This is a genomic window from Chryseobacterium sp. C-71 (assembly GCF_020911865.1).
Lineage (GTDB): Bacteria > Bacteroidota > Bacteroidia > Flavobacteriales > Weeksellaceae > Chryseobacterium.
The window spans coordinates 3,940,538-3,966,733 of record NZ_CP087131.1 but is presented as its reverse complement, the minus strand read 5'-3'; the positions used below and the strand labels follow the sequence as shown (position 1 = coordinate 3,966,733).

Sequence of the window (26,196 nt, the reverse complement as noted above, 5' to 3'; positions counted from 1 at the left end):
AAGATACTATTTCAAACTTACATTTCTCATTTGTCTCATGATCCAATTGTGTTTCTTTCTCAGATAGGCTGAAGGATTTTTGGGATCATATTTTTTAGGGTTGGGCAAAACCGCTGCAATCCAGGCCGCATCTGATGCAGAAAGATCTTTTGAAGATTTCCCGAAGTAATATTGCGAAGCCGCCTCTACCCCAAAAACCCCCTGTCCCATTTCAATAGAATTCAGATATCTTTCCAGAATAATATCTTTAGACCACACTTTTTCGATGATGAAAGTATACATCGCTTCCAGACCTTTCCTGATCCAGCTTCTGCCCTGCCAAAGAAAAACATTTTTTGCTGTTTGCTGAGAAATGGTGCTTCCGCCACGAATTTTTTTACCTTTTTCGTTGTTTTTCATCGCTTTTTCAATCGCTGTATAATCGAAACCATTATGATTAAAAAACTTCTGATCTTCTGATGCGATAACGGCTTTTTTCACATTACTTCCCATTTCGTCATAAGAAATATAGTCTCGGTTCAGCTTTCCGTACTCGAAAAGACCACCGATTTGTGTAATCGTGATGGGTGGATTAAAAAATCTTCCCCAAATGATAAATACAACGTTCAGAATAAGAACGATAAAAATGAATTGCTTTATTTTCTTCCACATAAGCTAAAAAACTATTGCAAAAATATAAAATTCCTGAGACCTATTGCAATTCTTTCATGTAAGTCAGCTGATAATCTGGCAAAAGCTCTGGGTGAAAGATCTTTATATAATCCTTTAAAATAAGATCAGAGCGCACCACTCCGGTTTCAAAAAAATCATTGGCTTTTTGCTTTTCTTTTGCAGTAACGCCATAAATTTTTCCCTTATTAAAAACTTCTAGTTTACCGTAAAAAGGATTGATATTCAACAACTCTTGTTTTGAAATATGGTTTCCGACATTTACCCAATATTGAGTTTGTTTTGATTTCGAATACACTTCTTCAAAGCTCATGGTTAAGGCTTTTTCTTCGGCATTTTCTTTAAGTATATAATCAGCGTTAGCATCAGCAATGTAATTTGCGGTAAAGGTTTTTCCGCCCGGCAAATACCAAATATCACCATACATTTCGTTGGCTAGAACCTTCGGTTGGGATTTTGACCTTAAAGCCAATTTCTTTAAATCATTGTAATTTTTCTCAATCTCTAAATATTTTTTTTCTGCTGATTCATTTTTTCCAAATAGTTTTCCGAAAAGTTTAAGGTAAGCAGTTTTCTCCAATGGTTTCTGTTCCATATATTCATCTAAGAATATAACCTGAATTCCGTTATTTTTTAAGAGTTGATAGGTATTGTCGAAACTTGCGATATAGTTAGTAAAAATTGCATCGGGCTTTAGAGAAATAATTTTTTCAACATCATACTTTTGTTCGTTTCCGACGTTTTGAATTTTCCCTTGAGTAACTAAATCATTAATTTTTGAAGAATAAATATATTCAGGACTGGAGACTCCAATCACCGTGTTTTCCGCTCCAATCTCAGAAATAAAACCTAGCAAACTTGAATTTAGCAGAATGACTTTTTTAAAAGGAAGCTGATTATTTCTAAAATCATATTTAAATTTTCCCGATTCTAAATGCAGATTGCCTTTATCTTCTCTAAAATTCAGTTTTGAAGATAAAGAAACAACATTCGATGATGATATTTTTGTCTCTTGTTTACAGGAGATTACCGATAAAAACGCAATAAAAAGCAAAAATTTTAGTTTCATCTTTCAAAGAAACTAAAAAAGTCTTATATTTGCAAACCTTTAAACAAGGCCTCGTGGCGCAACTGAATAGCGCATCTGATTACGGCTCAGAAGGTTACAGGTTTGAATCCTGTCGAGGTCACAAAACCGACATTTGAAGTTTTTTCACTTCTTTGTCGGTTTTTTTGTTTTCCTATTTCCTTCTTAATCAAGAAAATAGTCTCTGCAAAACTATTGATTTTAGTGGTTTGAAAATATTCTCCGTTGAAGGTTAACTTTTCAGGATATATCAAACCAATTATAGCTCTTTTGTGTAATGAATCTGCATTTTTGTATCTTTCTGAAATATTGGTGACAGCCTTCAAAGCCTCTTCCAGCTTATGTTCTATGTTGTTATCTTTCTTGGTTTCTTTAAGTGCATTGAGTTTGAATATAAGCTCGTCAAGTTCAACCTTATTTTTCCTCTTAACTTCTCTGAAATCGTCTTCATCTAATCTATCTTCCAAATATAAATCTCTAGCTTTTGCAATTTTTTGTTCAATCTTTGAGACCTTTTCGGATATAGATTTTCTCTCATCTTTCAAACCATTAGTAACAATAGAAAAGTTTTTCACTAAAATAGTTTTAAGAAGTTTTTCAAAGGTGGGTACTAATTCGAATTTTGTAAGTTCGTTTTCAAAAAGATTGTTAACAATTTCAGAATTATGACGAAATCCGCAATCTGTTGTACAGTGATAATAGTAATAATGTTTTGATCTGCCCTTTGCACTACTTCCAGTAAGATTTTTGCCACATTTTGGGCATAATAGCAGACCTCTGAGAGGATAGCGGTCTTCATTAATAATTCTACCTCCTGGTAAAAATATGTCTTTATTGCTCTTTCTTCGAAGTACTTTTTGAACTTTCATAAAAAGTTCTCCTGATATCAGAGCTTCGTGTTTACCCTTAATGATTTTTTCTTCTTCATCATCATTAGCACGTAAGATTACATTTCCACAGTAAACAATATTTCGAAGTGCATCTAAAAATGAATTTCTTGTTAATTTTCGACCTTCCCGTTTATTCATTTGTTCTCGAACTTTAGCACTCGGAAGATGACCTTTTGCCACCTGATTGAATGCCCAAACGATATTGGAAGCTTCAGGTTCTTTGATTGCTACATACTTTCGACCATCTTCTGTACATTTGTTGATATAGCCATAAGGAGCAGTACCCATCATTCGCCCTTCTTTGATTGCTCTTCGCATACCATAAGTCACATTAAGAGCTCTTCGGTCATTTTCCACTTCTGGAGTTGAAAGGTAGATTGCTAATAAAAGTTTATTCTCAGGAACCCTTAAATCTAAAGGCTGTTCTATAGCCTGAGGTAAAATGTTTAATTTATTTAGTGTTGAGATCATTTGATAAGCTTCGCTGGTGTTACGACTGAACCTATCCCACTTTGTAAATAAAACGAGTCTTTTTTCTTTTCCAGCCTTGCCTCTCCTAAAACTAAACAAGTACTTTTGCCATTGTGGCCTATCAAAAGTTTTTGCTGAGTGATCCTCGTAGATTATTCTATCAATTGTAATATTCAGTGTTCTACAGTGCTTTCTTATACGTTCTTCTTGATCACGCTGCGAATACCCTTTGTCAGCTTGTTCATCCGTAGAAACTCGGATATATAAATCGGCAATCTGCATAGTTTTTTTGTTTAGTAGAAAAAGGAAATTAAAATCAATCAAGCAATTCAAGATGCTTTAGATTCTAAATATTGGAATAACTAAAATACAAAAATTAATCTGTTGGTGAAAGAAACTCCTTCAAAGTAATTTTTACAATCGTGTGTAAGAAAATTAAAATTTCAGAAGCCTCGTCTTCAGAAACAGTAATTTTTGACTCATTTAATATTCTTAAAGCTTGGTCTAATGAGATTTCCTGAAATTTCATAATCGGTTCAAGTTCAAACTTATTTGAACTGTCTTGATGAGAATGTTTCTTTCTTTTTTGTACGGACATTGTAGACAAGCTTACATGATGGATATATCTATCTATATTTCTTCAATTAATGCTTTGAGCCTAAGAGACCGAACTTCAAGAGTACCAATGCTGAAATGACTCCACCTCCGATGACACCGACTGCGTAAAAGATGTATTTCCCTTTGAGTCCGAAGAATACAAGGGGCTTTTTCAGCCCCTTATAAAGGTAGAATCCCATCCTATGCAAAGAATGCTGTTACAAATTCCGGAACTACAATCAAGAAGATCATAGCTCCTCCATAACCAAGGATTTCTTTGTTGCCGTCCTGGTCACCATTCGTCCATTTATTATACACTCGGAGACCTCCGATAAAACCGACCAATCCTCCTACTGCTTTCAAGATCAGCTTGACCGGATCCCAATAATCAGTGATATCACTTGCTGCATTCGAGATCGCTGTTGCTCCTCCTTGCGCAAATGCGGGGGTTATTGCCATAATTGCCAAGGCTAGGGTTAGAACTTTTTTTGCTGTTACGTTTTTTGTGAAAAAAATTTTCATCATAATTCAAAAAATTTATAAGGAGTTAATAATCAATTGAGTGCTAAATTTGGGGAATAGAAGTCCCAGACAACGGATGAAAATCCGCTGTTAAGTCTAATAATCAGTACGTTAGATTTTGTTTAAGTTTACTAACTGTAATTGGGTTTTCGCAAATCACTTCGTTAGGTTTCTGATTTTCCTTTTCGGCTGATATTTTTTCCGTCTGGTCAAAATCAACTTCGATTGTTTCAGCTTTTCCAGGATGTGATTGGTTTTCGATTTCCGTGGAATCTTTTTTTAGTGCAATGCCCGGTTCATCCAGATCTTGTTCAGATTCAAACAGTTCCCTCAAATACTCAAGATCTTGTCGTTCTTCATTTCCTTCAGTGATATCAGAATGGATTGCATTTTTATTAAAGGACTTGGGAGTGTTGAGATTTTCTACATCTTCAATCCCTACATTTTTAGTAAGATCTTCGTACTGTTCAGAAATTTCGGACAATGAAAATTCCTCCGTCTCTTCTTTATAGATTTCTTTTTCTTTTTTCAGAAACAGATCGTATAAGATATTTCCGGCGTAATACGTCAGATAAACAGCCAAGATGCAAAGCGAGATTTTTATCATTTTTACTGAGGTTATAGAGATTAATACTTAGGTATATTATTTCAAAGGGTGAGCTTCAATGTTTGATTAAACCGAACTCAGGTTAATTAAGAATACTCTGGATGAGTCTAGAATCTATAAAGATTAAAAAAGAATAAATTGGATTAGTTTGGAATCTTAACTAAAATTTCACCTAAAATAAAAAACAAGTTCCGCTGTTTTTTCTCCTTTTCTCAGAAAAGGCAAGATCGTCTTTGTACTCGAAAATTTGCCAAAATTTGTGGGTACAAAGACACATCTTGCTCAAAAAAGCAGCTTTTTTTTCAGAGTTCTGAAAGATAATTTATAGTATTGATAATCAGTAAGTTTTATTCTTTTATTGTTTTTTATTGGGAAAGTGTAGAAGTGAAGCCTTTAAGTATGAAGAAAAATAATAATTGCTTGTAAAGTGAGAATTCACCTATAGTATTTTCTGCTTCCGGAACGACTAAATATACAGCCAGCATTACTGTACTTTCCGGCACAGAGAAATCTATCGGTTGATCAATAGCCATTGCCGTTGTTTTATACTTCCGAAGTTTTCCAATCATTTCGTAAGCATACTCCAAATTACGGCTGAATCGATCCTATTTGATGAATAATATGTTCTTCTCGTCTCCTATCGATTTCTTTTTAACTTCGGAGAATAATTCTTTCCACTCAAGTCGATTAAAATTTTTAGCTGAATAATCTTCCCTTTAAATTCCTTCAAATTCAATATCATTGTATTTACAATATTTTAGTAACCTATCCTCCTGCTCTGGCAGGGAATAACCTTTTCTTTTTTGTTCATCCGTACTTACACGGACATATAAGTAAGCTGATTTCATATGATTGATGTATTTATTTGATTTACAAATTAATAATATAAAATAAGAAACTGTTTACCTTATTCTGACATTGATTTTAATTGTAAATACAGACTCAAATAAATATATTTATAGAATCAAATCAACTTGATTTCAATTACAGATTTCCATAAAAATTTCATATAAAATTGATTTATTTTTGTGTAGATACTATCTCAAATTAACCCTAACTAATATTCATTATGAACACTGCGCAAAAAGTACCTACTTTAAATAAGTTTGCCGAAGAATTAGAAAACTTACTAAAAAAAAGAATTGGAGGGTCAGTAAATTTTAGAGGTATCTACTATCAAATATTATATGCATCTTTTTTAATACTTAACGAACTTAAAGAAACTTCCGAAAAATCAATAACAATGGAGGGTATTGAGGATATTGGCTTAAATACCTCTCAAAATATTCTTAATGGTCAACTATATACTCAGGTTAATCATCTGTAAATAAAATGGACACCGGAAGTTTTTGGAATTTAGGAGTATTACAAAAATTTCGCTGAAACTTTTGAAATTAATCCTAACAGCAAGTTTAAGTTAGTGTATAATATGGAAATTGCTAAAGGAAACCTTCACTCTTTAATGTATAAAAAGGATGTATCTGATTTCTGGCAGAAAAAATTCACCACATTAAAATACGGTAACAATATACTTTAGTGTACCAGTTTAATTTTTTAGTTTATTGAATATATGGAATAAGTCTGTATGGCTAAGATATAGTTTGCCTTTAGCAGGAAATAATTTATTGAAAGAAAAAATCAATAAATATTTATAGTTGGGTACACTAAAGTATATAATCCTCTTAATTCCATTATCCGGAAAGCTATCTGAGGTTTAGTCATATGAGGTTATGTTCCGATAAAGTAAATTTGAGTCCTTAATTTTTAGGAAATAATAGAAATATTTAATGATTGTACAACCTTAGTATCTCTACCAATTCAGGTATAGATCGTATATTCAGCTTCTCAAACAGTCTGTTTTTGTAAGTGCTAACCGTCGATGAGTGGAGATTCAATTGATTGGAAAGTTCTTTGAGGGGAATACCTTCTGCAAGCTTATTTGCAATTTGCAATTCGCGGTCTGAGAGAGATTCAAGAGTTGTTTTTTTGGTTGGGCCATTTAATGATTCTAAAAAAATCGCTTCTTTTACGTCTTCACTAATATATCGGCCAGTGGCAAGTATCGCATTTAAAGCGGTCTCAATTACGGCAGTAGAACTTTGCTTGCTAAGATATCCACCAGCTCCCATCTTTAGATAACGCACTGCGTACAAATCTTCATCTTGAGAAGAAAATATGAGAATTTTTAGTTGAGGTTTGTGAATTTTGATGTAATCTATCGCTTCCTGAACAGAACCATTGGGCATATTGACGTCCATGATTGCTAAGTCCAGTTCTTCTTTCAAAATTACTTTATATAGCGATTTAAAATCTTCTACTTCAGAAATTATAGCGTCAGGTCTGAGTTTTTTGATGGTTTGTATTAAACCCATTCTTACGATCCCATGATCATCTGCTACAATAATTCGCTCGTCTTTTTTTTTATTGTTCATTCTTTAAATTTTTGGTAAAAAGATAGAAACTGTAGTACCTTTATTTTCAGAGGAAATGATTTTTATGTTTCCGTACAGCAAGGATACGAAATTTTTGACAATTTTTAAACTTAACCCAGCTCCTGTTTCACCAGCAGTACCATTGAACACTGGATTGCCATAACTAAATATTCCTTCTAAATACTTTTCACCAATTCCTGTACCGAAGTCGACCACAGAAATTATATCCTCGCTATTGTCTGTAAAGAATTGGAGGTAAATATTTTGCCCCGGTAAAGAATATTTAACTGCATTATTAAAAATTTTGTCTAAAACATATTCAAGCAACAATCGGTCGGTTTGGAGAAATGAATTTGTATCTCCTTTAAAATAAAAGTTAATATTTTTCTTTTTTAATCTGACAGCATAGTTTTCTTCTAAACGTTGAAATAGATCAAGTACCATGATCTTTACAGATTTAACCTCAAAGTTCCCGTATTGCGTTTTTAACCAGGCAGTGCTGTCCTGAGCGGTTTGCAGATTCTTCTGGGCATCTTTTTTTACCTGTGGCAATAACTTAAAAAAATCTTCCTCACTTATGGTCTTTTCTTCCACCGCTTCTATAAGAAACAGAAAATTTCCGAATATTTCTTTTGAATCATGAGACAATATCGAGATTAATCCGTTCTTAAAATTGATTTCTTGTTCAAGTCTTTCTATTTTTAATTGCAGTTCGTTGATTTGGTCATTCATAAATTTATTATCAATATGCAAAGGTATCTAATTATTTCCCCTTCATTCCTATTCCTGACCATTTTTTAATCATATCAGAGAGAGTTTTTTTTAATAAAGGTTTGGTTAAAAAGTCAGACATTCCGGCTTGAAAACATTTTTCTTTTTCTCCGGGAAGACTGCCAGCCGTTAACGCAATAATAGGGATTTCAATATTGCTTTCCATTGATCTTATCTTTCGGGTGGCTTCAATGCCATTAAGTTGGGGCATTTGAATATCCATTAAAATAAGATCAGGACTTTCTTTCTGATATTTTTCTACTGCTTCAGCTCCATCTTTTGCATCGATGATCAAAGCTTGAGGAAGAATTTCCTTTAAATAAGTTTTGGTAAGAAGTAGGTTGATCGCATTATCTTCAGCAATTAAGATTTTTATATCGTGTTTACTACCTTCCGTTGCGACATTTTTTATTTTATCTAATTTTTTACTTTCAGAATTCTTTAAGGTAGACAAAACCTGATACATCTGTTTCATTCGAATCGGTTTTACAAGCCTATTTTCTATTTCCAATTCGTCACATGCATCCTGTAAATTACTATCATCGGATGAACTGTACAAAACAATGTAAGGTGCTGGATGATCAGTTTCCGGAAAAACATTTCTCATTTTTCTGATAGTTTCAATTCCATCCATAATCGGCATATGATAATCCATAATTATCACATCGAATTGTGGCTTGTCCATTATTAAAAGCAAAGCTTTCAGCCCACTATCGCATTCCTCAACTTCGATATTTTTTCTTTCCAACATTCTTTTCAGGATTTTCCGATTGTTTTCATTATCGTCCACAATCAAAACTTTCTTAATATCGGTTAAGCTTAAATCATATTCCTCTTCCTGAGTATCAAATTGAATATCAAAGAAAAAATCACTACCCTTTCCTTGTTCACTTTCTAATTTTATTGTACTTCCGGCAAGTGCCAAGATTTGGTTCGAAATTCTTAATCCTAGACCAGTGCCTCCATATCTTTTAGTAATACCGCCATCTTCCTGAGAAAATGCATCGAAAATTTCTGCCTGTTTATCCTTATCAATTCCGATACCTGTATCGCGAACCCCAAATCGGATGAGTTTTTTTCCTTCTCCTAAGTCATTTAAAACTTTAACATATAATACAATTTCGCCTTCTTCGGTAAATTTTAAAGCATTGCTCAAAAGATTAACCAAAACCCGTTTTAAGCGCATCTCATCAGTCCAGATATATCTAGGAATGGTATCGTCAATATCGATAAGCATTTCTAAGTGCTTTTTATTATTACCGTACGAAACAATATTGAAGGCTTCTGAAACCAGTTCTTCGATCTCTACTTTATCAAGGTTTAACTGAAGTTTTTGCTTCTCTAATTTTGAAAAATCAAGAATATCGTTGATTATGCTGTACAAGGACACTCCGGATTGATTGATAATTTCTAAATACTGCCTTTGTGTTTCGTCGAGATTGGTTTCTAAAGCCAGCTCTGTAAAGCCGATAATACCATTTAACGGAGTTCTAATCTCATGGCTCATATTGGCAACGAACTCCGATTTCAAAACATAAGCTTTTTCTGCTAATTCTTTTGCCGCTAAGATTTCATTCTCCATCTTTATTCTTTCGGTAATATCCACTGCATTAGCCAAATACCATTTTGACGCTTGATTCAGTATCTTATTGACAATCTCTTTCTCTGCTTTATCTAAATTTTTCTCTTTCCTGTCAAATAAATTTAAATGAACGATAAGATTGTCCTCAAGACAAGGGATGAGATAACTTCTATGAAATTTAAATTCCGAGTTTTTAAACTCATAAATCGAAGTCTGATCATCCAAAAGAAAGTGAGGATTCTGAGGATAAATCTGATTAGGGGAAGCATCACTGGAAGCGATTATATAAACTTGCTCTTCCGAGCTAATACTCATGGTACAAAGTTCCATGTTGGTCATCTTAGCAGCTGCGAACACTAAGAAATCAAAAGCATCAGCATATTTTTTTTCGAATGTCTTTAATTTATCAATATCTCGCTGATCCGACGATTGATTATTGCTATCAAAGTGATTCATAGGAAGAGTTTTTTTAGAAAGTATTGTTAAATTGCCGTAAAGCTATAATAAACATTGATTGAGTAAGTCGTATTTTCCTTGCCTACCAAACTTTGTGCACCCGCAGGTGGTATGGTGTATCTTACGTCCAGTTCCCTGTCCAAAACCGGTGTTCCGTTAAAAAGTATTTTTTGGGGAGTTTTGGATAAAGGAGCATTTACAGAACTTCCATCAACGCCAATTTGTAAGATGTTGGAATTGATATTCGTCTGGACACCTCCTTTTTTGAAATAATTTTCGTCTGATTTTACATACAGTTCAAAACTCTCATTATTAGACAATATAATTTGGTTTGGAATTATTTGTGTCTGACCATTGGTGTAATGGGCAGCTGTATTAAAATTGAAGTTTACATTTCGCCCTGAGCTGGGGATGGTGATCTCTGACCTAGGAAGCACCTTTAACTGAACAGCAGTATTTTGAAGGCTGTTAATTGAATTATCTGTACTCCTGGCATTGAGGTTCAATTCAAATGTATAAGTTCCGGCTTCAAAAAAATTGTTCTTAAAATCATCTGCAGATACGTAAAGCTCTGGGATGAAGCTGTTTCTGTTTCCTGCTACAACATTTAAATTACCAGCTGAAAAATTCTGAAAACTGGCTGATAGAGCTTTGGTCGTGAGAGCAGGTCCATTGCTGCCCAATTTAATGCTGGCTATATTTCTGGTCCCCGGAACACCTTTAGAAGATGTGAATTGAACAGTGTTGGAAGCAGCTTTCGCCCAAAAATTAAAATCGACCGTATGCGCAATTTCCGTATTTCCTAAATCCCATACCCGCGTACTTGCACTTCGATAGTCATTCAAAGAAGATATTTCTATGTATTTTGTTAAAGATGATGTGAGCCATCTGATAGATGAAGGAATGACTAAAATCGTTTTAAAATTACGTGGCGTGAAATCATTATAATTTTGACTGATATCCATGGAATAATTCCCGGCTCGGTAGGCATTGGCAGCAAACTGAGCAGCTGGTATTTTAAACGTAAAATTGATATTTCCCTTGTTGAATCCGCCTCCGAAAATAATAGACCCGGGCGGTTCAAACCATCTTAGAGCACTTGTGCTGAACGACTGAAAACCGGGTAAAGAACCTGAAAATCCGGTAGATGGAAGCTGCCCGCCCATACTTTCTAATTGCCACAGAAGAGTAGAGCTGGGTAAAGTAAATGATGATGAAGAGTGAGTGAAAGTTGGTCCGGACGTAGAGGTAAATGTTGGAGCTACTGGCGCTAATCCAAAAAAGGTATAATCCCAGTTTGTTCTATTGGCGTTTGTCATTAACCTTGTAGGTACTGATGTAAATTCTACCCTGTTAAAAATATTATTTTCAGGAACAGACAAATAAATATCCTGAGCTTTCGCGACTGTTGATCCGCAGAACACGGTAAAAATTCCTATTAAAAAAAACCTCATCGTTTTCATATCTCTAAATTTAAAACTTTTTCACCTTAATGGTTGTGTCTTTCTTCTTATATTCAAAAATAACGGTTGCTGAGTAACCTTCTTTTGTCACCTGAATAGTTTGGTTGGGTTGTGTATAGCTGTATTTGTCATTTTCAATATAAAGGTTGTATTTTCCACCTTTCAGGAAAAACTCAAACTCATTTTTTTGGTTAACCACAGCGGTATAGATCACGCCGTCTTCACCTTTTGCATACACCACTATTCCGGTTACATCCGTTTCCAAAACATCGTAGGTTTGTTTAATCTCTGTTAATTTTCCACTTACTCTGATGTTTTTTACCAGCCCCACCTTGCGGTTGATATTTTTATCTATCATAAATACAGGATCCATCATCAATCTTGCACCCGCACTTTCGTTTACCTTCAGCGTGTAAATACCTTCAGGCACATTCTGAAAAACTACTTTTCCGTTTTTATCTGTCAGTGCAACAAAATTGTCCAGTTTCACTATTTCATTTGAAAGAACAGATTCACCCGCTTCCAGAAGTCCATTGAAGTTTTTATCTTCAAATAACTGAAATGTTACTTTATGATTTCCAAGAGCTGTTGCTGCAGTAAAGTATTTTTTAATTCCCACTCTGAACTGGTAATAACTTCCACTGCTTGCATATTCCGCCGTAGATTTATATCCTGAAAGATTAAAATAACCTGTGCTAGACCAAGAAGGCGAAATCTTATATTCCAGATTACCACTTACATTGGTGTTTAAGTTTTTGTAAAGTTCTGAATAGAAAGTTCCGGCTGAAAAAGATCCAATCAGATTATTACCAAGCATCTGGAAATTATAGGCGGCATATACATTGTAGTTGGCGAAATTACGGTCTACATCGTAATAAGAATTTAAATCAAAAACAGTGATTGCGTTCCATTGGGCTGTTCCGTTGAGGGAGAAGGATTTATACCTGTAAGACAATGTTGTTTTCAGACTGTTGAACCAATCGGCTTTATTTTTATCTTTTGAATAAGAATATTCCGCCGACCAATTCAATCCATGAGCACCCAATGTGGTGCTTATGTTCGCCTCCATCCGGTAAGAGAAAAGTTCCTGCGATGTGTAAAAATTGGCTGTTTTTTGCCTCTCTACCTTTGGAGATAATAGGAAATTCCATTTCTTTGAAGAAAACTGGTAACCTGATCCCAAAGATTCTGTACTGTTGAAATAATAACGTAAATTAGCGGTATTCCCAGTTTGGATAGGTGCATTCTGAAAACTCAGGAACTCAGGATCTACCTGCGAATTCTGATATTGTATAAAAGCACGCTGTGAAGCAGAAAATTGGTGACCGATACGTTGATTTGAGAAAAAAGATCCCCTTTTGATCCCTGCATAACTACTGGTGGCAAAGGTATTAACAGATTGTATATCCCATTTGCCCATTTTGCCATCGTAGTTGGCTCCCATTGTAGCTCCTACGTTTTCATCTTTGTTCGAAAGACCTTTTTCGTGGCTCAAACCTGCCTCAGTGCGGATTGTATGTTTATCGTTAATTAAAAATGATGATACTGCATTCGTAACCTGTATATCCACATTAAACCGCGGATCATGGTCGAATAGATAGGATACTTTTCCGTTGAATGATTTAGAATTCCCAAAACCATATTTTGCACCTACCATGGTAGATCCTTGTGTTTGTTGGAAATAAGTGCCAGAAAGGTTGTAATTATTTTCCAGCGCAAGAATTTCAATCTGATTATTATCACCAAATTTGGTAGAAACTTTACCACCTCTCCCGAAAACCGGGTAATCGTAATCGTTACTATTAACATTTCCTACCCGTAATACCGTATTTTTTCTCTCTAATTCCAACCAGGTATCATATAGGTTATAGAGGCCATCTTCATGATAATAATCTGCACCTATATTAAAGCGTGATTTCAAATTTTCAGTCACTCGAAACGCTGTATTTCCTCTTAATTGAAGAAAATTGAATCCCGAACTGTTTTCGTTATAACTAAGTTCCGCAAAATTACTTCCACTCACCGCTTCGTTTCCTCGGGCAATTTGTCTGTTGTTCGATAAAATGACTAAGTGGAGCGTGTTGCTTCCCACGATTTCGTTACTAATCAGGTCTGTGGCGGTTGCATTAATATTAAATTCCGGAAAAAGCGTATTCTGTTTTCTGACCACAATTTTGATCTCAACTGTTTGTTTTTCTAAACCTTCCAGAGATACGGTTTGTTGTTTTGCCATCATTTCCAAACCATCAGGAATGGATTGCAAATCAATCTTAACGGTTCTTTTACTGTAGCCTTGGTTTTCTACAGTCAGCAGAATTGAGGAGTCAGGCGCAGAAGGATTAATGAAATTTTCGTATGCTGCCGTGTAAATTGCGATGTTTTTGTTCTCGTCTTTTTCAACAAAGAACGAGGCACTTTCAGTTCTGGTGATCGTTGTGATGGTGTATGAAACCTGAAATTTGATCTCATTGGATCTCAGTTTCATAAAATCCATATTGGCGATCAGTTTCACAGGAAGATTTTTAGACTGACCGACACCTAAAGTAAAGCCATTTTTGGGATAGAAAAGTAAACCCGGATAATTTTCCGAAGGCATGATATTCTGAATGGTAATTTCCTCAGAACCTTTATTTTCAATGACCAGGAAATTAGTAAAAGTAGAACCCTTTTCAACAGCTATACTTTCATTTTCAAAACGGATTTCGATATCCTTCTTTTCCTGCGCAAAGGCTAGCGAAAAGTGCAGAAGAACAAATGCAAAAAATAAGATTGTTCTTCTTAGGATTGATATCGATATACTTTTTTGTGGTTTCAAGACTTAATTTTAAAATTTAAAGTTTTTTTCGCCTATGCGTAAATCATTGGATCCTGCCATTTTGATAATAGCCACGCCAAGAAAGTTCCCTGAAATATTCTCTGGTAAAGAAAATTGAACTACCTGATTGGTATTGGGAAGCATGGAGATGGCAATTGCGGGTAATTTTATTTCTTTACCACTGTCTGTATTGGTCAGTTCAAACTCAACGGTGGCATCATTGATGGTATTTCCATCGTTATGGATGCTTACTGCGACTTTTCTGTTTGCTGCATTCTCATTACTCGCCTCTGATATATTGGTAATATCCAAACTTTTTGTCTGGTTTCCAGACGGTGTATAAAAGATATGAAGTCCAACCTCAAATAAGGTAATAATACCAATCCCGTTCTGAATACGAGCCTGATCTGCCTGCTGAGGAAGTTGGGTAAAAAATAACATGCTGTTTGTAACAGACTTTGATGCGTTTGCCGGAATCTGCATGGTTACTAAAATCTCCTTTGTACTTTTCGCTGGAACTGTTACAGAGTTTTCTAAGGTGGACACCCAAGAGGCATTGGAAGTTTTTGAACTGCCTGCATCAAGATAAACCTTATTTCCGTCTTCTTCTCTAACCCAATCTTTATAGTTGAGATTAAAAACATAATCTTTTTCCGAACTGTTTTGAAGCGTGACTGTCTGTGTCACTTTTTCTCCCGGATTACCAGTGAAAAACAAGCGTGTAGGCGACATAGAGATACTTTGTGCCAGAAGTGAAGAAGACCCTGTGAGGATAAAGAAAATGAAAAGGTAAATAAACTTGCGCATGGTGTAAATTGTTTAAAAATAAAAGATTCCCAAAACTACTGAAAACGTAACTAAAGGAACCTTTACAAACTAAAAAAATTTATTATAAAGCAGTTGCAGTATAAGTTACTGTCTGTGTATAAGTTCCGGCTGGCTTACCTAAAATTTTATTAGAAGATGATTGCGCTGCAGGGATTGTGTAGTCCAAATTCAAGGTTAATGCACTTCCAAGTGGAGCATTTGCAACTAAAGTTTGGTCAGTTGCAGATAAAACTACAGCGCTTTTTGTTCCGCCCATTGTTCCGGCAGCCGCAGCAGCTTTGATTGTTAAAACATCTACAGGGATTAAGTTGGTTCCATTCATGAAATTAGCACCCCCTGCTTTTACTTTAACGTTAAAGTTCTTCGTTGAAGTAACTTTCAAAGAGTTGGCTTTAGTAATTGTTTGATCAGAGTTATAGTCTGCCGCAGTAACGTAGTTGAAGTCAACCGTATTACCAATTGCAGTACTTCCGGCATCGATAGAGATCACATCGTTCAGGGTAATGTTCACGGTTGTTGTTGCGGTTGTATTTTGAGCCTGAACATTGTTAGTTCCTAATACGATTGCTCCAATAGTTAAGGCTGCGATTGCGAATTGTTTTGTCATGATAGTAATATTTAATTTTTATTTAATTGTTTCTTTTGAACACTACAAATCTACGGCGGCGATAAAAGTTTCTTTGTAGTGGAAAATGGAAGTTCATGTAGTAAAATAACTACACGTATTAGTTAATGGAAAAGCCCTCAACACTTTCTAAGTGTTGAGGGCTTTTCTATAAATTGCTGTTATTTCTATTATAAAGCTATCGTAATATTAAATACACACAAAATCAAAGGCCTCCTGTAGGAAGCCTTCGAAACACCAAATCACAAATATTAATATGAAAAAAAATATTATAAAGCTGTTGCAGTATAAGTTACTGTTTGCGTATAAGTTCCGGCTGGTTTACCTAAAATGTCGGCTGAAGATGATTTCGCTGCAGGAATCGTGTAATCCAAATTCAACGTTAATGCACTTCCTAGTGGAGCATTTGTAACTAAAGTTTGATCAGTCGCAGATAAAACTACAGCGCTTTTTGTTCCGCCCATTGTTCCCGCAGCTGCAGCTGCTTTGATGGTCAAAACATTTACAGGGATTAAGTTAACTCCATTCATGAAATTAGCACCACCTGCTTTTACTTTTACATTAAAGTTCTTCGTTGAGGTAACTTTCAAAGAGTTAGCTTTAGTAATCGTTTGATCAGAGTTATAGTCTGCCGCAGTAACATAGTTGAAGTCAACCGTATTTCCAATTGCAGTACTTCCGGCGTCGATAGAGATCACATCGTTCAGGGTAATGTTTACGGTTGTTGTTGCAGTTGTATTTTGAGCCTGAACATTGTTAGTTCCTAATACGATTGCTCCAATAGTTAAGGCTGCGATTGCAAATTGTTTTGTCATGATAGTAATATTTAATTTTTATTTAATTGTTTCTTTTGAACACTACAAATCTACGGCGGCGATAAAAGTTTCTTTGTAGTTGAAAATGGAAGTTCATGTAGTATAATAACTACACGGTTTATTCATTTGGTTTAAATATATAAGTGTTGTGTTTTTTTGTAAAGCAGTCGCAGTATACGTAACTGTTTGCGTATAATTTTTCTTTAAGTTTTCACAAAAAAAATTATAGGTTGGTAAATTTGCTATCATCGTTTTTTGAGATTTGATAACTTTAAAAAAGATATAAAACGGCTTAAGAAATTTACTGAATGTTTAGTGTGATGTATTAATTAGGTTTAAATTTCCAAAAACATAGATTCTACCTTAGCTGATAGATACTTATTCCCGGATTTTGAATTTTCTCTATATCGCTATCACTACATACAAAATCAAAGGCTTCCTGTAGGAAGCCTTCGAAACACCAAATCACAAAATATTAATATGAAAAAAATTTACTTATAAAGCTGTTGCAGTATAAGTTACTGTCTGTGTATAAGTTCCGGCCGGTTTACCTAAAATATCAGAAGATGATGATTTTGCCGCTGGAATCGTGTAGTCCAAATTCAGTGTTAATGCACTTCCTAGTGGAGCATTTGTAACTAAAGTTTGATCAGTCGCAGATAAAACTACAGCGCTTTTTGTTCCGCCCATTGTTCCCGCAGCTGCAGCTGCTTTGATTGTTAAAACATTTACAGGGATTAAGTTAACTCCATTCATGAAATTAGCACCCCCTGCTTTTACTTTTACATTAAAGTTCTTCGTTGAAGTAACTTTCAAAGAGTTGGCCTTAGTAATCGTTTGATCAGAGTTATAGTCTGCTGCAGTAGCATAGTTAAAGTCAACGGTATTTCCAATTGCAGTACTTCCGGCGTCGATGGAGATCACATCGTTCAGGGTAATGTTTACGGTTGTTGTTGCAGTTGTATTTTGAGCCTGAATATTGTTAGTTCCTAATATGATTGCTCCAATAGTTAAGGCTGCGATTGCAAATTGTTTTGTCATGATCGTAATATTTAATTTTTTTTGTTTAATTGTTATCTTTTGAACACTACAAATCTACGGCGGCGATAAAAGTTTCTTTGTAGTTGAAAATGGAAGTTCGTGTAGTAAAATAACTACACGGTTTATTTCAACGAAAAGCCCTCAACATGTAAATGTTGAGGGCTTTTATAAATAAATTATTCGTTTTAATTACAATGCAGTAGCAGTATAAGTTACTGTTTGCGTATATGTTCCTTTTGGTTTTCCTAGAAGAACCTTTGATGCTTTTTCTGCCGAAATAGAATAAGCAATATTTAAAATTTGTTTTGAACCTAAACTTGCGTTACTTACAATCACCTGATCATTTGTAGATAAAGTTACCTCATTCATAGTTCCCATTAAACTTCCACCTGATATCGCTTTTACCTGTAATACATCTACAGGAATAATATTTGCGCCACTTACAAAATTTGCGCCCTCAGATTTTATTTTTACATCGAAATTTTTGGAGGAATTTATGACTAAACTATTGGGAATCGTTACACTTTTTGAAGAATTATAATCTGTTGTATTCACATAATTAAAATCTACAGCGCCTCCTGAAGCAACACTTCCTTCGTCGATTGAAATAATATCTGCTAAATTAATATTGACTGATGTACCCACATGGTCTGAATGTTGTGCCTGAACCTGATGAGTTCCTACTGCTACCAGAGATAGCATGGCGATGAAGATTTGTTTTTTCATAATAGAATAAATTTAAAGTTGGTGTAAAATAAATGCTGTTATTCTAATTTAATAGTTCTGTGATACTTGGTTAATTCAAATCTAATACCATTATTTGAAATAACCAAATGCTTTGTTGTAATTTTTTCAGCAATAAATATTTCACCATCCGCACCAATTTTAAACAGCAAGAATTTGCTGAAATATCTGGTGTAAATTTTTCATTAGTAGGAAAATAGAACAAGAAAAGGATCGCTTAAGTTTAATATAATATAGCCCAATTAACGAAAGAGGAGATTCATTTAAAATCCTAAGGGTAATTTGTATTTGCTCCTTAAATATAGGATAACTACAAATAATTTTCTAAGAAACTCATCCTACTTAGCAGGATATTTAATTGTAGGAGAATATGTATCAATGCAACTATTTCTGCTTTTTTGGAAACTTTACTTAGAATTGACATTGAAAATTTAATTCCATCAAGAATATAATCTCCTCTTAAAGTCTTCGCTTTATCAGTTCCTTAGTCTAAAAAAAACATTGATCTACTCTGATAATCTTTGAAAGGAATAGCTTCTTTATTATGAACCAGCCATTTGTTGAAGTTTACGAACATCTTTGTTTGTAAGGATCTCATTTCTCTTCCTGTAATAAGCATCTCTGATAACTTGATCACGTTGAGTACGAAAATTAGAAATTAAAATTTTTAAAAGCAAACTTCTTCTTTTCCATTTAGGACACGCTCTCCTACAAATAGGCATTTGGTGTCAGAGGTGCAGTACGCTAAAAAACTTTCGTAATCGCCTTTTGATGCATAATCATTGGCTTTGTTTTTAGAATAAGTTCGTCGTCTTTAGCGATTAGAATTACCATAGTCTTATTATTTATTTATACTAAATCTTTTATCAATTGTAATCCTACTGTTGTTTCATGTACTAATTCTTGCTCCAAAGCAGTATAATTCATGTTTTCTTCAATGAGTTTCTCCCAATTGGAAGTTTGTTCCGTTAATTTGATTAAGCCGGCAGTTCCGGCAGTTCCTCTCAGCTTATGAAGAATTTTCTTTAGCTCTTCGGTATTTTTTTGTTTCACCGCCGATTTTATATTTTCTTTAGCTTGATCAAGCTCCTGTATCACTAAATTTAAAAATATTACTTTAAAATCATCATCGTCTCCCATCTGCTCGTTCAGAAGATTCATATCCAAATATCCTTCATGATGATGTGGTAGAACTTCCGATAATTCCTGAACACCAGTGCCAATATATTTTTTCAGCATTTCTAAAAGATCGTTTTGTCTAAGAGGTTTTGGCAGGAAATCATTCATTCCCGAACTGAGACATTTTTCTTTTTCACCTACAACGTTTCCTGCGGTAATACCAATAATCGGAACGACAGAGTATTCCGGCAACAGACGAATCTGTTTCGTAGCTTCAATCCCGTCCATTACAGGCATTTGTACATCCATTAAAACAATATCAAAAAACTGATCACGGCATTGTTCTAAAGCCTGCAAACCATCCGTTGCTTCTGTCAGTTTTGCATCCTGTATCAATGATTTCATCATTCTGTTATTCAGAACCATGTTAACAGGATTATCATCAACAAGCAAAACGTTGGGAGAAGTCATTAGTGGAAAATGCTTTTCTTTCTGCACCTGTTTAGCGGCAGCCAATTCTTTTTCTGAACTTTTAACTGCACGTCGTAATATCTTGTATAATTCTTCAGATTTAATGGGTTTTAGCAGAAAATAGGAACTTTCTTCCTTTCTGAATGAATTGATAACATCATGCTCTTCTGAAGATGTGTGAAGAATAACGAGAGGCGATGCCTCATTTTGTTCATTAAATAGCTGCTTTATTTTTTCAATTGTTTCTAAACCTGATATGACCGGCATGTGGTAATCTACCAGAATAATATCAAAACGCTCGCCGGCTAAAAGCATCTGAAGAGCTTCCATTCCGTTGGCAGCAAGCTTAGAATCAATATTCTTGTAAGCAAGCATGTGCTGAAGGATAACCCGATTTGCTTCGTTATCGTCAACAATTAGAACCTTATTGATTTTAAGTATTTCATCTTCGCTTTGATCAGAAATTTCAAAAGGAATCTCAATATCAAAATAGAAAACAGAACCTTTCTCAAGTTCACTTACCAAAGTAAGATTACTTCCCATATATTTCAAAATATTATTTGAAATGGTAAGTCCGAGCCCTGTACCGCCATAACGCTTGCTGATAGAACTGTTTTCCTGAGTGAAAGCGTTAAAGATATGCTGCTGTTTTTCTACAGGAATACCAATTCCTGTATCTCTTACTGAGAATCTCAATTTTATATTTTTATCGTCTGCATTCAGTTTTTCAACTTTAAGCTCAATCTCACCTTGTTCTGTAAATTTTACAGCATTCCCAAGAAGGTTGATCAAAATCTGCTTCAATCGTGTTTCATCAAGCCAGATTGTTTTAGGTAGCCCCGGTTCAATATTCAAAAGAAGTTCGATGTTTTTTTTCTGAGACTGATAAAGAACTGCATTGATGACCTGGCTCACCATGTCATAAACATTGGCTTTCTCTATCAAAAGTTCCATTTTTCCTGATTCAATTTTAGAGAAATCAAGGATGTCATTAATAATAGCTAGAAGGTTTTCACCCGATTCATTAATGTAATTGAGATACTGCGTTTGTATCTCATTTAAAGGAGTTTGAAGCAGAAGATCAGAAAATCCGATGACCCCGTTCAGCGGAGTTCGTATTTCATGACTCATATTTGCTAAAAATTCAGACTTAGTTTTGTTGGCAATATCTGCCATCTGTTTTGCATTCTTTAGCTCTTCATTGATTTTTACAGACTCCGTAATATTTTGTGCAGAAACAATAACTCCACCCACCACATTATCTGATAAATACCAAGGGCTTACCACAATATTATAATGTTGTATTCCTTCTTTATGAGGAACTTCTAAAGCCATGTCCCTATTTATGTAAGCCTTACCTCCGAGTGCATCTCTATATATTTTCTTTCTTTCATCGGGTACATTGGGCGAAACGATAAACATATTTTTTCCGATAAGGTCTGTATCATGCATCTGAAATTCATTTTTCCAACTGCTGCTTACTGAAAGATAGTTGAGGTCATTATCTAACATTGCTACTGCAGTAGGAACGTATGTTATAAATGACTGTAACATGGCTTCTTTCGTAGCAAGTTCGATATATATATTTTTGAAGGTATCAATATCCTGAATAATCCCAAATACTCTTGTACAAACCTCATCTTCAAATTCAGGTATTCCCTTCACCCTTACCCATATCATCACTCCATCATTACGTATGAGCTGTAATTCTTCATCATATGGTATCCCTTTTTGTACAGCTGTTTCAAATAATGATTCTACTTTTTTTCTGCTTTCTGTACTGTAAAATCCTAATGCATTTTCAAAATTAGGCTGAAACGTTTTGTCTACTTTATGTATTTCTTTAGTAGACTGTGACCAAAAAACAGTATTTGCCTTAAGATTGACTTCCCAACCTCCTACTTGAGCTACGGCACTTGTCTGTTCTAACATCTTTTTAGTGTACAGCAAATCTTTTTCGAGAGACATCCTTTCTGTAACATTCAATGCTGTACTTACCACATATGGCATTCCTTCTTTATCAGTTTCTACAAGATTATGATACATCCAAACCATTTCTTCTCCTTCCTTAGATTTTAGAATCATGGTGCCGAGATCTTCCTGATTAGTGTTGATTCTTTCAAGATATTCTGCAAGTAAAGGCCAGTTTTTTTCAGGAACTAGATCTTTTAAATTTAATTTTTTTACTTCTTCTGCCGAATATTGAAGTATTTTCCTTCCTTTTTCATTAACTGAAAGTATATTTCCCTGCATATCATGCATACTCATTAATCCGATTGCGTTTTCAAAAAAACTTCTGAAGCGGCGCTCTGAACTTTCAAGTTTTTGCTTTTCTTCGATCTGTTGGGTAATATGGATACCGAAGCAGAAAATCTCAGAATTGTTTTGGTTCTGTTTTAAAGACCACTCTACTATAATCTCTGTGCCATCACTGATTTTTGTGGAAGTAGAAAATGTAGCTTCCTCCTGAATATTAGGAAGTTTTTTTATGAGTCGATGCAATTCACTATTATCTTCACCCAATATCCTTAAAAAGTTCTGATCAGGGGCATTTATTTTAAACTCAAAAATTTTCTTGAAAGCAGGATTAGCATCCTGAAGAATAAAATTATTATCCAGTACACAAATTAAATTATTGGAAATATTGAAAGTCTTCTGAAAATATTCAGCTTGAATATTGTTCCTTTTTCCTGTCAATAAAGTCGTAACAGCGCTTCCTATTTTTTTCAAGGCAATTATTTGCTTATCTGTAAGTGTTTTAGGTTTATAGTCGATAACACATAAAGTTCCCAATGCAAATCCTTCATCATCTATAAGAGGAATTCCTGCATAAAAGCGAATGCCTCCTGCTAATATCAGTGGGTTTTCGAATGATCTTTTGTCTGCTAAGGTATCATAGATTATTACAACATCCCCACTTGCAATTGTATATTGACATAAAGTACTTTTTCTGTCTACAGAATCAAAATCAAGGCCTATACAACTTTGGATCACCTGTGCTTCACTTTCCATCATAGCGATAAGTGCAGCCGGACAATCGGCAATAAGTGCAGCTGTTTCTGCAAAAATATCTAACTGTGGATCTTTCTCCAACTGTAAAAGGTCAAAAAAATTGAGCTTATTAATTCGTCCATATTCATTATCAGGAACGGGGTATTTATCCATAGTGCAGCATCTTCTTTTAGAAATGATATTAGTTTTCTTCGGGCTTGTAAATTCAATTATTTTAACTAATAATCGATTATGTAAATAAAATCCTAAATTACAAATTATTTTACACTTAATTGTAACTCTTTATTTTTAGTAGTATAAAAAGTCTGGAGTTGTTATCTTTGTTAGGACAGAATTTTTACACTCTTTTATCTTTAAGTTATGATCTTTCTTCGGGAGTTTAATTAGCTTTTCATAAATCTTGCAGCTAATCCACTCTTCCTCTTAAATCTTCATTATCAACCAAACGGTTAAAGCCTATAACTTTTTGGTTCAAACGAAACAAAACCATCATTAAAGGTATTGGAACATATTTAAGTTGTTTTCACTAGAAAGAATTAATTATTGTAAAATTTGCTGTAAATCTTCTAGCAAATATTTGGATATTTCTTCAGTTACTGGTAAAAGACAAGCGTTGCCAACTAAAGACCTACTACTATTCCAATGCAGATTATTTTTCATTTTTAAAGCTAAATTTCAATAAAGTCTACAATATCATAAGCTAAAAAAAATTATTTCATAAAAATTAGTTGTCTCTTTTTTTACCCATGAATTCTCTTAATTCAAATTTTATAATCAAGATATTTAGTGGTTACCATTTTAAGCATAAAATGCTTAGCTTTAATAAACAGTCTGAAATTCCCTCAATAGTAATCTTTGATACAGTATAAAATTTCAAAACAAAAAATCCCGAATTAACGGGATTTTAATTTCTTATATCTAAATTTATTTTATCTCTACAGGAACTGAGATCTTGTCCCAATCCATTGTGAATCCATTGCTGTTTACTTTATAAACTAAAGTTTCCTGTGTCGCTTTCAAAGCCTTAGTTTTTACATCAACACGTAAAGCATCTTTAGATTCTTCGTATTTGTAAGCGCCCCATTGTTTTGACTCTTTGTTGAAAATTGCTGTCCAGGTTCCGCTTTTTTTAGGGATTAAGAAAAAGCTGTATTTACCAGCAGGCAATTTTTTACCCTGAACAGTAATGTCCTTATCGGTTTCGAAAGTAGTGGCTTCATTAGCACCCGCACGCCAAGCTTTATCATAAGCTACCAAATCACCCCAGATTGTACGACCCTTAACAGACGGACTGCTGTAGGCAATGGTAATATTTGCATCTTTAATTTTTCCGGTAGCAGTCATTGCAGGACTCGCCGGTTTTTTAGCTTCCTGTGCAAAGGCATTCAATGAAATTGTCATTGTAGCCAAAGCGACCGCAACAGTTTTAATCATTGTTTTCATAATATTTTTTGTTTGTATGTTTATTTTGTTCGCTTACGAATTTACTGCTTTCGTCTTATAAAACAATAACCCGATTGCAGAAAATATAATAACTGCCACTGCACCAATGACGTTAAGCCAAAGGAAAGAAATGATATCGAAATTGTAAATGGCAATCACCGTAATTTCTGATAATATTGCAGAAATAAATACATTTGCCCCGTTGATTTTTTTAAAATAAAATGCTACAAGAAAAATCCCCAATATCGGGCCGTAGAAAAGAGAGCCTAATACATTAACCGCTTCAATTAGAGAACCCATCTGAGTGGCAAACATCGCTACGCCGATGGAGAATATTCCCCACGCCAAAGTATGAAGTCGACTGTATTTCAATTCTGTTGCATCATCGGGAATTTCTTTTTTGAATATCAAATGAACATCTTTTAATGAACAGGCGGCAAGTGAATTGAGCGCTGCGGAAATGGAACCCCAGCTGGCCAGAAAAATGACCGCAAAAAGTAAACCGATCATTCCTACAGGCAAAGTATTTTTTACGAAATACAAGAAAATATAATTCGTGTCGGTTTTCTCTGCATTAAAATTTGATTGATTGATAGCTTCTTCTACCCTTCCGTGTAAATCTTTTACCTGAGTTTGTGTATTTTTAAAATCCTGAATAGTCTGTGTAAGTTGAGGAGATTGAGTTTCTTTCAGCTTTAAAATTTCTTTTGATTCTGCATTAAATTTTGCCTGCAAATCCTGATGTTCTTTTTCAAAAACCGCAGCCTGTTCAGGTTTTGTTTCCTTTAAATGTTGATAAGAGCGTTCGTTGAAATAAATCGGAGCCGGTTTTAAAGAAAAGAAAGCGAAAAGCAAAGCACCAATCAGAAGAATGGCAAACTGCATCGGAATTTTAACTAATCCATTCAACAGCAAGCCCATTTTTGCATTCGTATTGTCTTTCGCCGTAATATATCTCCCAACCTGACTTTGATCCGTTCCAAAGTAAGAAAGTGCCAGAAAAAAACCACCAATCAGTCCGCTCCAGATATTGTATTTATCCTTCCAATCGAATTCTGTGGTGATGACATTGAGTTTTCCTGATTTCCCTGCAAGATAAAGTGCATCTTTAAATCCAATTCCATTCGGCATATTTTGGATAAGCAGATAACCTGCAAAAGCCATTGTTCCCAGAATAATGAGAAACTGTAATTTTTGAGTGTGAGCAATTGCTTTTGCACCTCCAATATAGGTGTAAATCAACAGAATTCCACCTGTTAAAACATTTGTCAAATAAATATTCCAGTTTAAGACACTTGACAAAATGATACTCGGAGCGTAAATACTGATCCCTGTTGATAAACCTCTGGAAAAAAGAAAAAGCATTGAAGTAAGTACCCTTGTTTTTTTATCAAAACGGTTTTCCAGATATTCATAGGCGGTGTACACGTTTAAGCGCTGAAAAATAGGAATGAAAGTTATACAAATTACAATCATCGCCAAAGGCAAACCAAAATAATACTGAACGAAACGCATCCCGTCTGTATAAGCCTGACCCGGCGCCGAAAGAAATGTAATCGCACTTGCCTGAGTAGCCATAATCCCGATCAACACGATGTACCAGGGCATTTTGTTGTCTGCTTTCAGATAAGATTCGTTGCTTTTCTGTCCACGCCCGATGAAAACGCCGTAAATAACCACCGCAACCAGTGTGAAAATCAGGACTGTCCAATCTATCGTGCTCATCTCCAGAATTT

General features: G+C 34.7%; 22 protein-coding genes, 1 tRNA gene and 1 pseudogene. 2 read left to right on the top strand and 22 right to left on the bottom strand.

The window, feature by feature from the left end:
• Nucleotides 1-6: 6 nt before the first annotated feature.
• Nucleotides 7-651, bottom strand: a complete 645-nt coding sequence (gene mtgA, locus LNP04_RS18370) for a monofunctional biosynthetic peptidoglycan transglycosylase (RefSeq protein WP_229984325.1) — start codon at nucleotides 649-651, stop codon at nucleotides 7-9.
• 40 nt (nucleotides 652-691) lie between these two features.
• Nucleotides 692-1,738 (bottom strand): ABC transporter substrate-binding protein, encoded by a 1,047-nt coding sequence (locus LNP04_RS18365; protein ID WP_229984324.1) that lies wholly within the window; start codon nucleotides 1,736-1,738, stop codon nucleotides 692-694.
• A 47-nt stretch (nucleotides 1,739-1,785) separates the two neighbouring features.
• Between LNP04_RS18365 and LNP04_RS18360 the strand changes: the two genes are divergently transcribed.
• Nucleotides 1,786-1,859 (top strand) — tRNA-Arg (locus LNP04_RS18360).
• Here LNP04_RS18360 and LNP04_RS18355 read toward each other — a convergent pair.
• From LNP04_RS18355 to LNP04_RS18325, 7 genes and pseudogenes are all read right to left on the bottom strand, one after another.
• Nucleotides 1,825-3,399, bottom strand: coding sequence for a recombinase family protein (locus LNP04_RS18355; RefSeq protein ID WP_229984323.1), 1,575 nt, complete (start codon nucleotides 3,397-3,399; stop codon nucleotides 1,825-1,827). The two genes, LNP04_RS18360 and LNP04_RS18355, sit on opposite strands and share 35 nt — an antisense overlap.
• A gap of 94 nt (nucleotides 3,400-3,493) precedes the next feature.
• A complete protein-coding gene (locus LNP04_RS18350) occupies nucleotides 3,494-3,715 on the bottom strand; it encodes a hypothetical protein (RefSeq protein ID WP_229984322.1) in 222 nt (73 codons plus the stop codon).
• Between the two features lie 55 nt (nucleotides 3,716-3,770).
• Nucleotides 3,771-3,914: pseudogene (locus tag LNP04_RS18345) on the bottom strand (DUF4133 domain-containing protein); the annotation flags it as partial.
• A gap of 1 nt (nucleotide 3,915) precedes the next feature.
• Complete coding sequence (locus LNP04_RS18340) at nucleotides 3,916-4,236, bottom strand: DUF4134 domain-containing protein (RefSeq protein WP_229986320.1); 321 nt, start codon at nucleotides 4,234-4,236, stop codon at nucleotides 3,916-3,918.
• Between the two features lie 103 nt (nucleotides 4,237-4,339).
• The gene (locus LNP04_RS18335; protein ID WP_229984321.1) at nucleotides 4,340-4,843 is read right to left on the bottom strand and encodes a hypothetical protein; all 504 of its coding nucleotides are present in this window, start codon (nucleotides 4,841-4,843) and stop codon (nucleotides 4,340-4,342) included.
• Nucleotides 4,844-5,208: 365 nt separating this feature from the next.
• Complete coding sequence (locus tag LNP04_RS18330) at nucleotides 5,209-5,376, bottom strand: hypothetical protein (protein ID WP_229984320.1); 168 nt, start codon at nucleotides 5,374-5,376, stop codon at nucleotides 5,209-5,211.
• A 183-nt stretch (nucleotides 5,377-5,559) separates the two neighbouring features.
• Entirely contained in the window at nucleotides 5,560-5,691 is a 132-nt protein-coding gene (locus LNP04_RS18325) for a recombinase family protein (protein WP_229984319.1), read from the bottom strand.
• 221 nt (nucleotides 5,692-5,912) lie between these two features.
• Here LNP04_RS18325 and LNP04_RS18320 point away from each other — a divergent pair, with 221 nt between their 5' ends.
• Nucleotides 5,913-6,170 carry a hypothetical protein gene (locus LNP04_RS18320; protein WP_229984318.1) on the top strand — a complete coding sequence of 86 codons (258 nt, stop codon included), beginning with the start codon at nucleotides 5,913-5,915 and terminating at the stop codon, nucleotides 6,168-6,170.
• A gap of 457 nt (nucleotides 6,171-6,627) precedes the next feature.
• Here LNP04_RS18320 and LNP04_RS18315 read toward each other — a convergent pair whose 3' ends face one another.
• From LNP04_RS18315 to LNP04_RS18255, 13 genes are all read right to left on the bottom strand, one after another.
• Nucleotides 6,628-7,275, bottom strand: coding sequence for a response regulator transcription factor (locus LNP04_RS18315; RefSeq protein WP_229984317.1), 648 nt, complete (start codon nucleotides 7,273-7,275; stop codon nucleotides 6,628-6,630).
• A gap of 3 nt (nucleotides 7,276-7,278) precedes the next feature.
• Nucleotides 7,279-8,007, bottom strand: a complete 729-nt coding sequence (locus tag LNP04_RS18310; RefSeq protein ID WP_229984316.1) for a sensor histidine kinase KdpD — start codon at nucleotides 8,005-8,007, stop codon at nucleotides 7,279-7,281.
• A 31-nt stretch (nucleotides 8,008-8,038) separates the two neighbouring features.
• A complete protein-coding gene (locus tag LNP04_RS18305; RefSeq protein WP_229984315.1) occupies nucleotides 8,039-10,084 on the bottom strand; it encodes a response regulator in 2,046 nt (681 codons plus the stop codon).
• A 26-nt stretch (nucleotides 10,085-10,110) separates the two neighbouring features.
• Entirely contained in the window at nucleotides 10,111-11,538 is a 1,428-nt protein-coding gene (locus LNP04_RS18300; protein WP_229984314.1) for a hypothetical protein, read from the bottom strand.
• A 19-nt stretch (nucleotides 11,539-11,557) separates the two neighbouring features.
• Nucleotides 11,558-14,362: a hypothetical protein gene (locus tag LNP04_RS18295; RefSeq protein ID WP_229984313.1), complete on the bottom strand. Its 2,805-nt coding sequence runs from the start codon at nucleotides 14,360-14,362 to the stop codon at nucleotides 11,558-11,560.
• Nucleotides 14,363-14,371: 9 nt separating this feature from the next.
• The gene (locus tag LNP04_RS18290) at nucleotides 14,372-15,169 is read right to left on the bottom strand and encodes an Fn3-like domain-containing protein (protein ID WP_229984312.1); all 798 of its coding nucleotides are present in this window, start codon (nucleotides 15,167-15,169) and stop codon (nucleotides 14,372-14,374) included.
• Between the two features lie 82 nt (nucleotides 15,170-15,251).
• Entirely contained in the window at nucleotides 15,252-15,797 is a 546-nt protein-coding gene (locus LNP04_RS18285; RefSeq protein ID WP_229984311.1) for a peptidoglycan-binding protein LysM, read from the bottom strand.
• Nucleotides 15,798-16,084: 287 nt separating this feature from the next.
• Nucleotides 16,085-16,630 (bottom strand): peptidoglycan-binding protein LysM, encoded by a 546-nt coding sequence (locus tag LNP04_RS18280; RefSeq protein ID WP_229984310.1) that lies wholly within the window; start codon nucleotides 16,628-16,630, stop codon nucleotides 16,085-16,087.
• A 495-nt stretch (nucleotides 16,631-17,125) separates the two neighbouring features.
• A complete protein-coding gene (locus LNP04_RS18275) occupies nucleotides 17,126-17,671 on the bottom strand; it encodes a peptidoglycan-binding protein LysM (protein WP_229984309.1) in 546 nt (181 codons plus the stop codon).
• Nucleotides 17,672-17,860: 189 nt separating this feature from the next.
• Nucleotides 17,861-18,397, bottom strand: a complete 537-nt coding sequence (locus LNP04_RS18270) for a peptidoglycan-binding protein LysM (RefSeq protein ID WP_229984308.1) — start codon at nucleotides 18,395-18,397, stop codon at nucleotides 17,861-17,863.
• Between the two features lie 867 nt (nucleotides 18,398-19,264).
• Nucleotides 19,265-23,170: a response regulator gene (locus LNP04_RS18265; RefSeq protein WP_229984307.1), complete on the bottom strand. Its 3,906-nt coding sequence runs from the start codon at nucleotides 23,168-23,170 to the stop codon at nucleotides 19,265-19,267.
• A 771-nt stretch (nucleotides 23,171-23,941) separates the two neighbouring features.
• A complete protein-coding gene (locus LNP04_RS18260; RefSeq protein WP_229984306.1) occupies nucleotides 23,942-24,460 on the bottom strand; it encodes a DUF2911 domain-containing protein in 519 nt (172 codons plus the stop codon).
• 33 nt (nucleotides 24,461-24,493) lie between these two features.
• Complete coding sequence (locus LNP04_RS18255) at nucleotides 24,494-26,185, bottom strand: sodium:solute symporter (protein WP_229984305.1); 1,692 nt, start codon at nucleotides 26,183-26,185, stop codon at nucleotides 24,494-24,496.
• Nucleotides 26,186-26,196 lie beyond the last annotated feature (11 nt).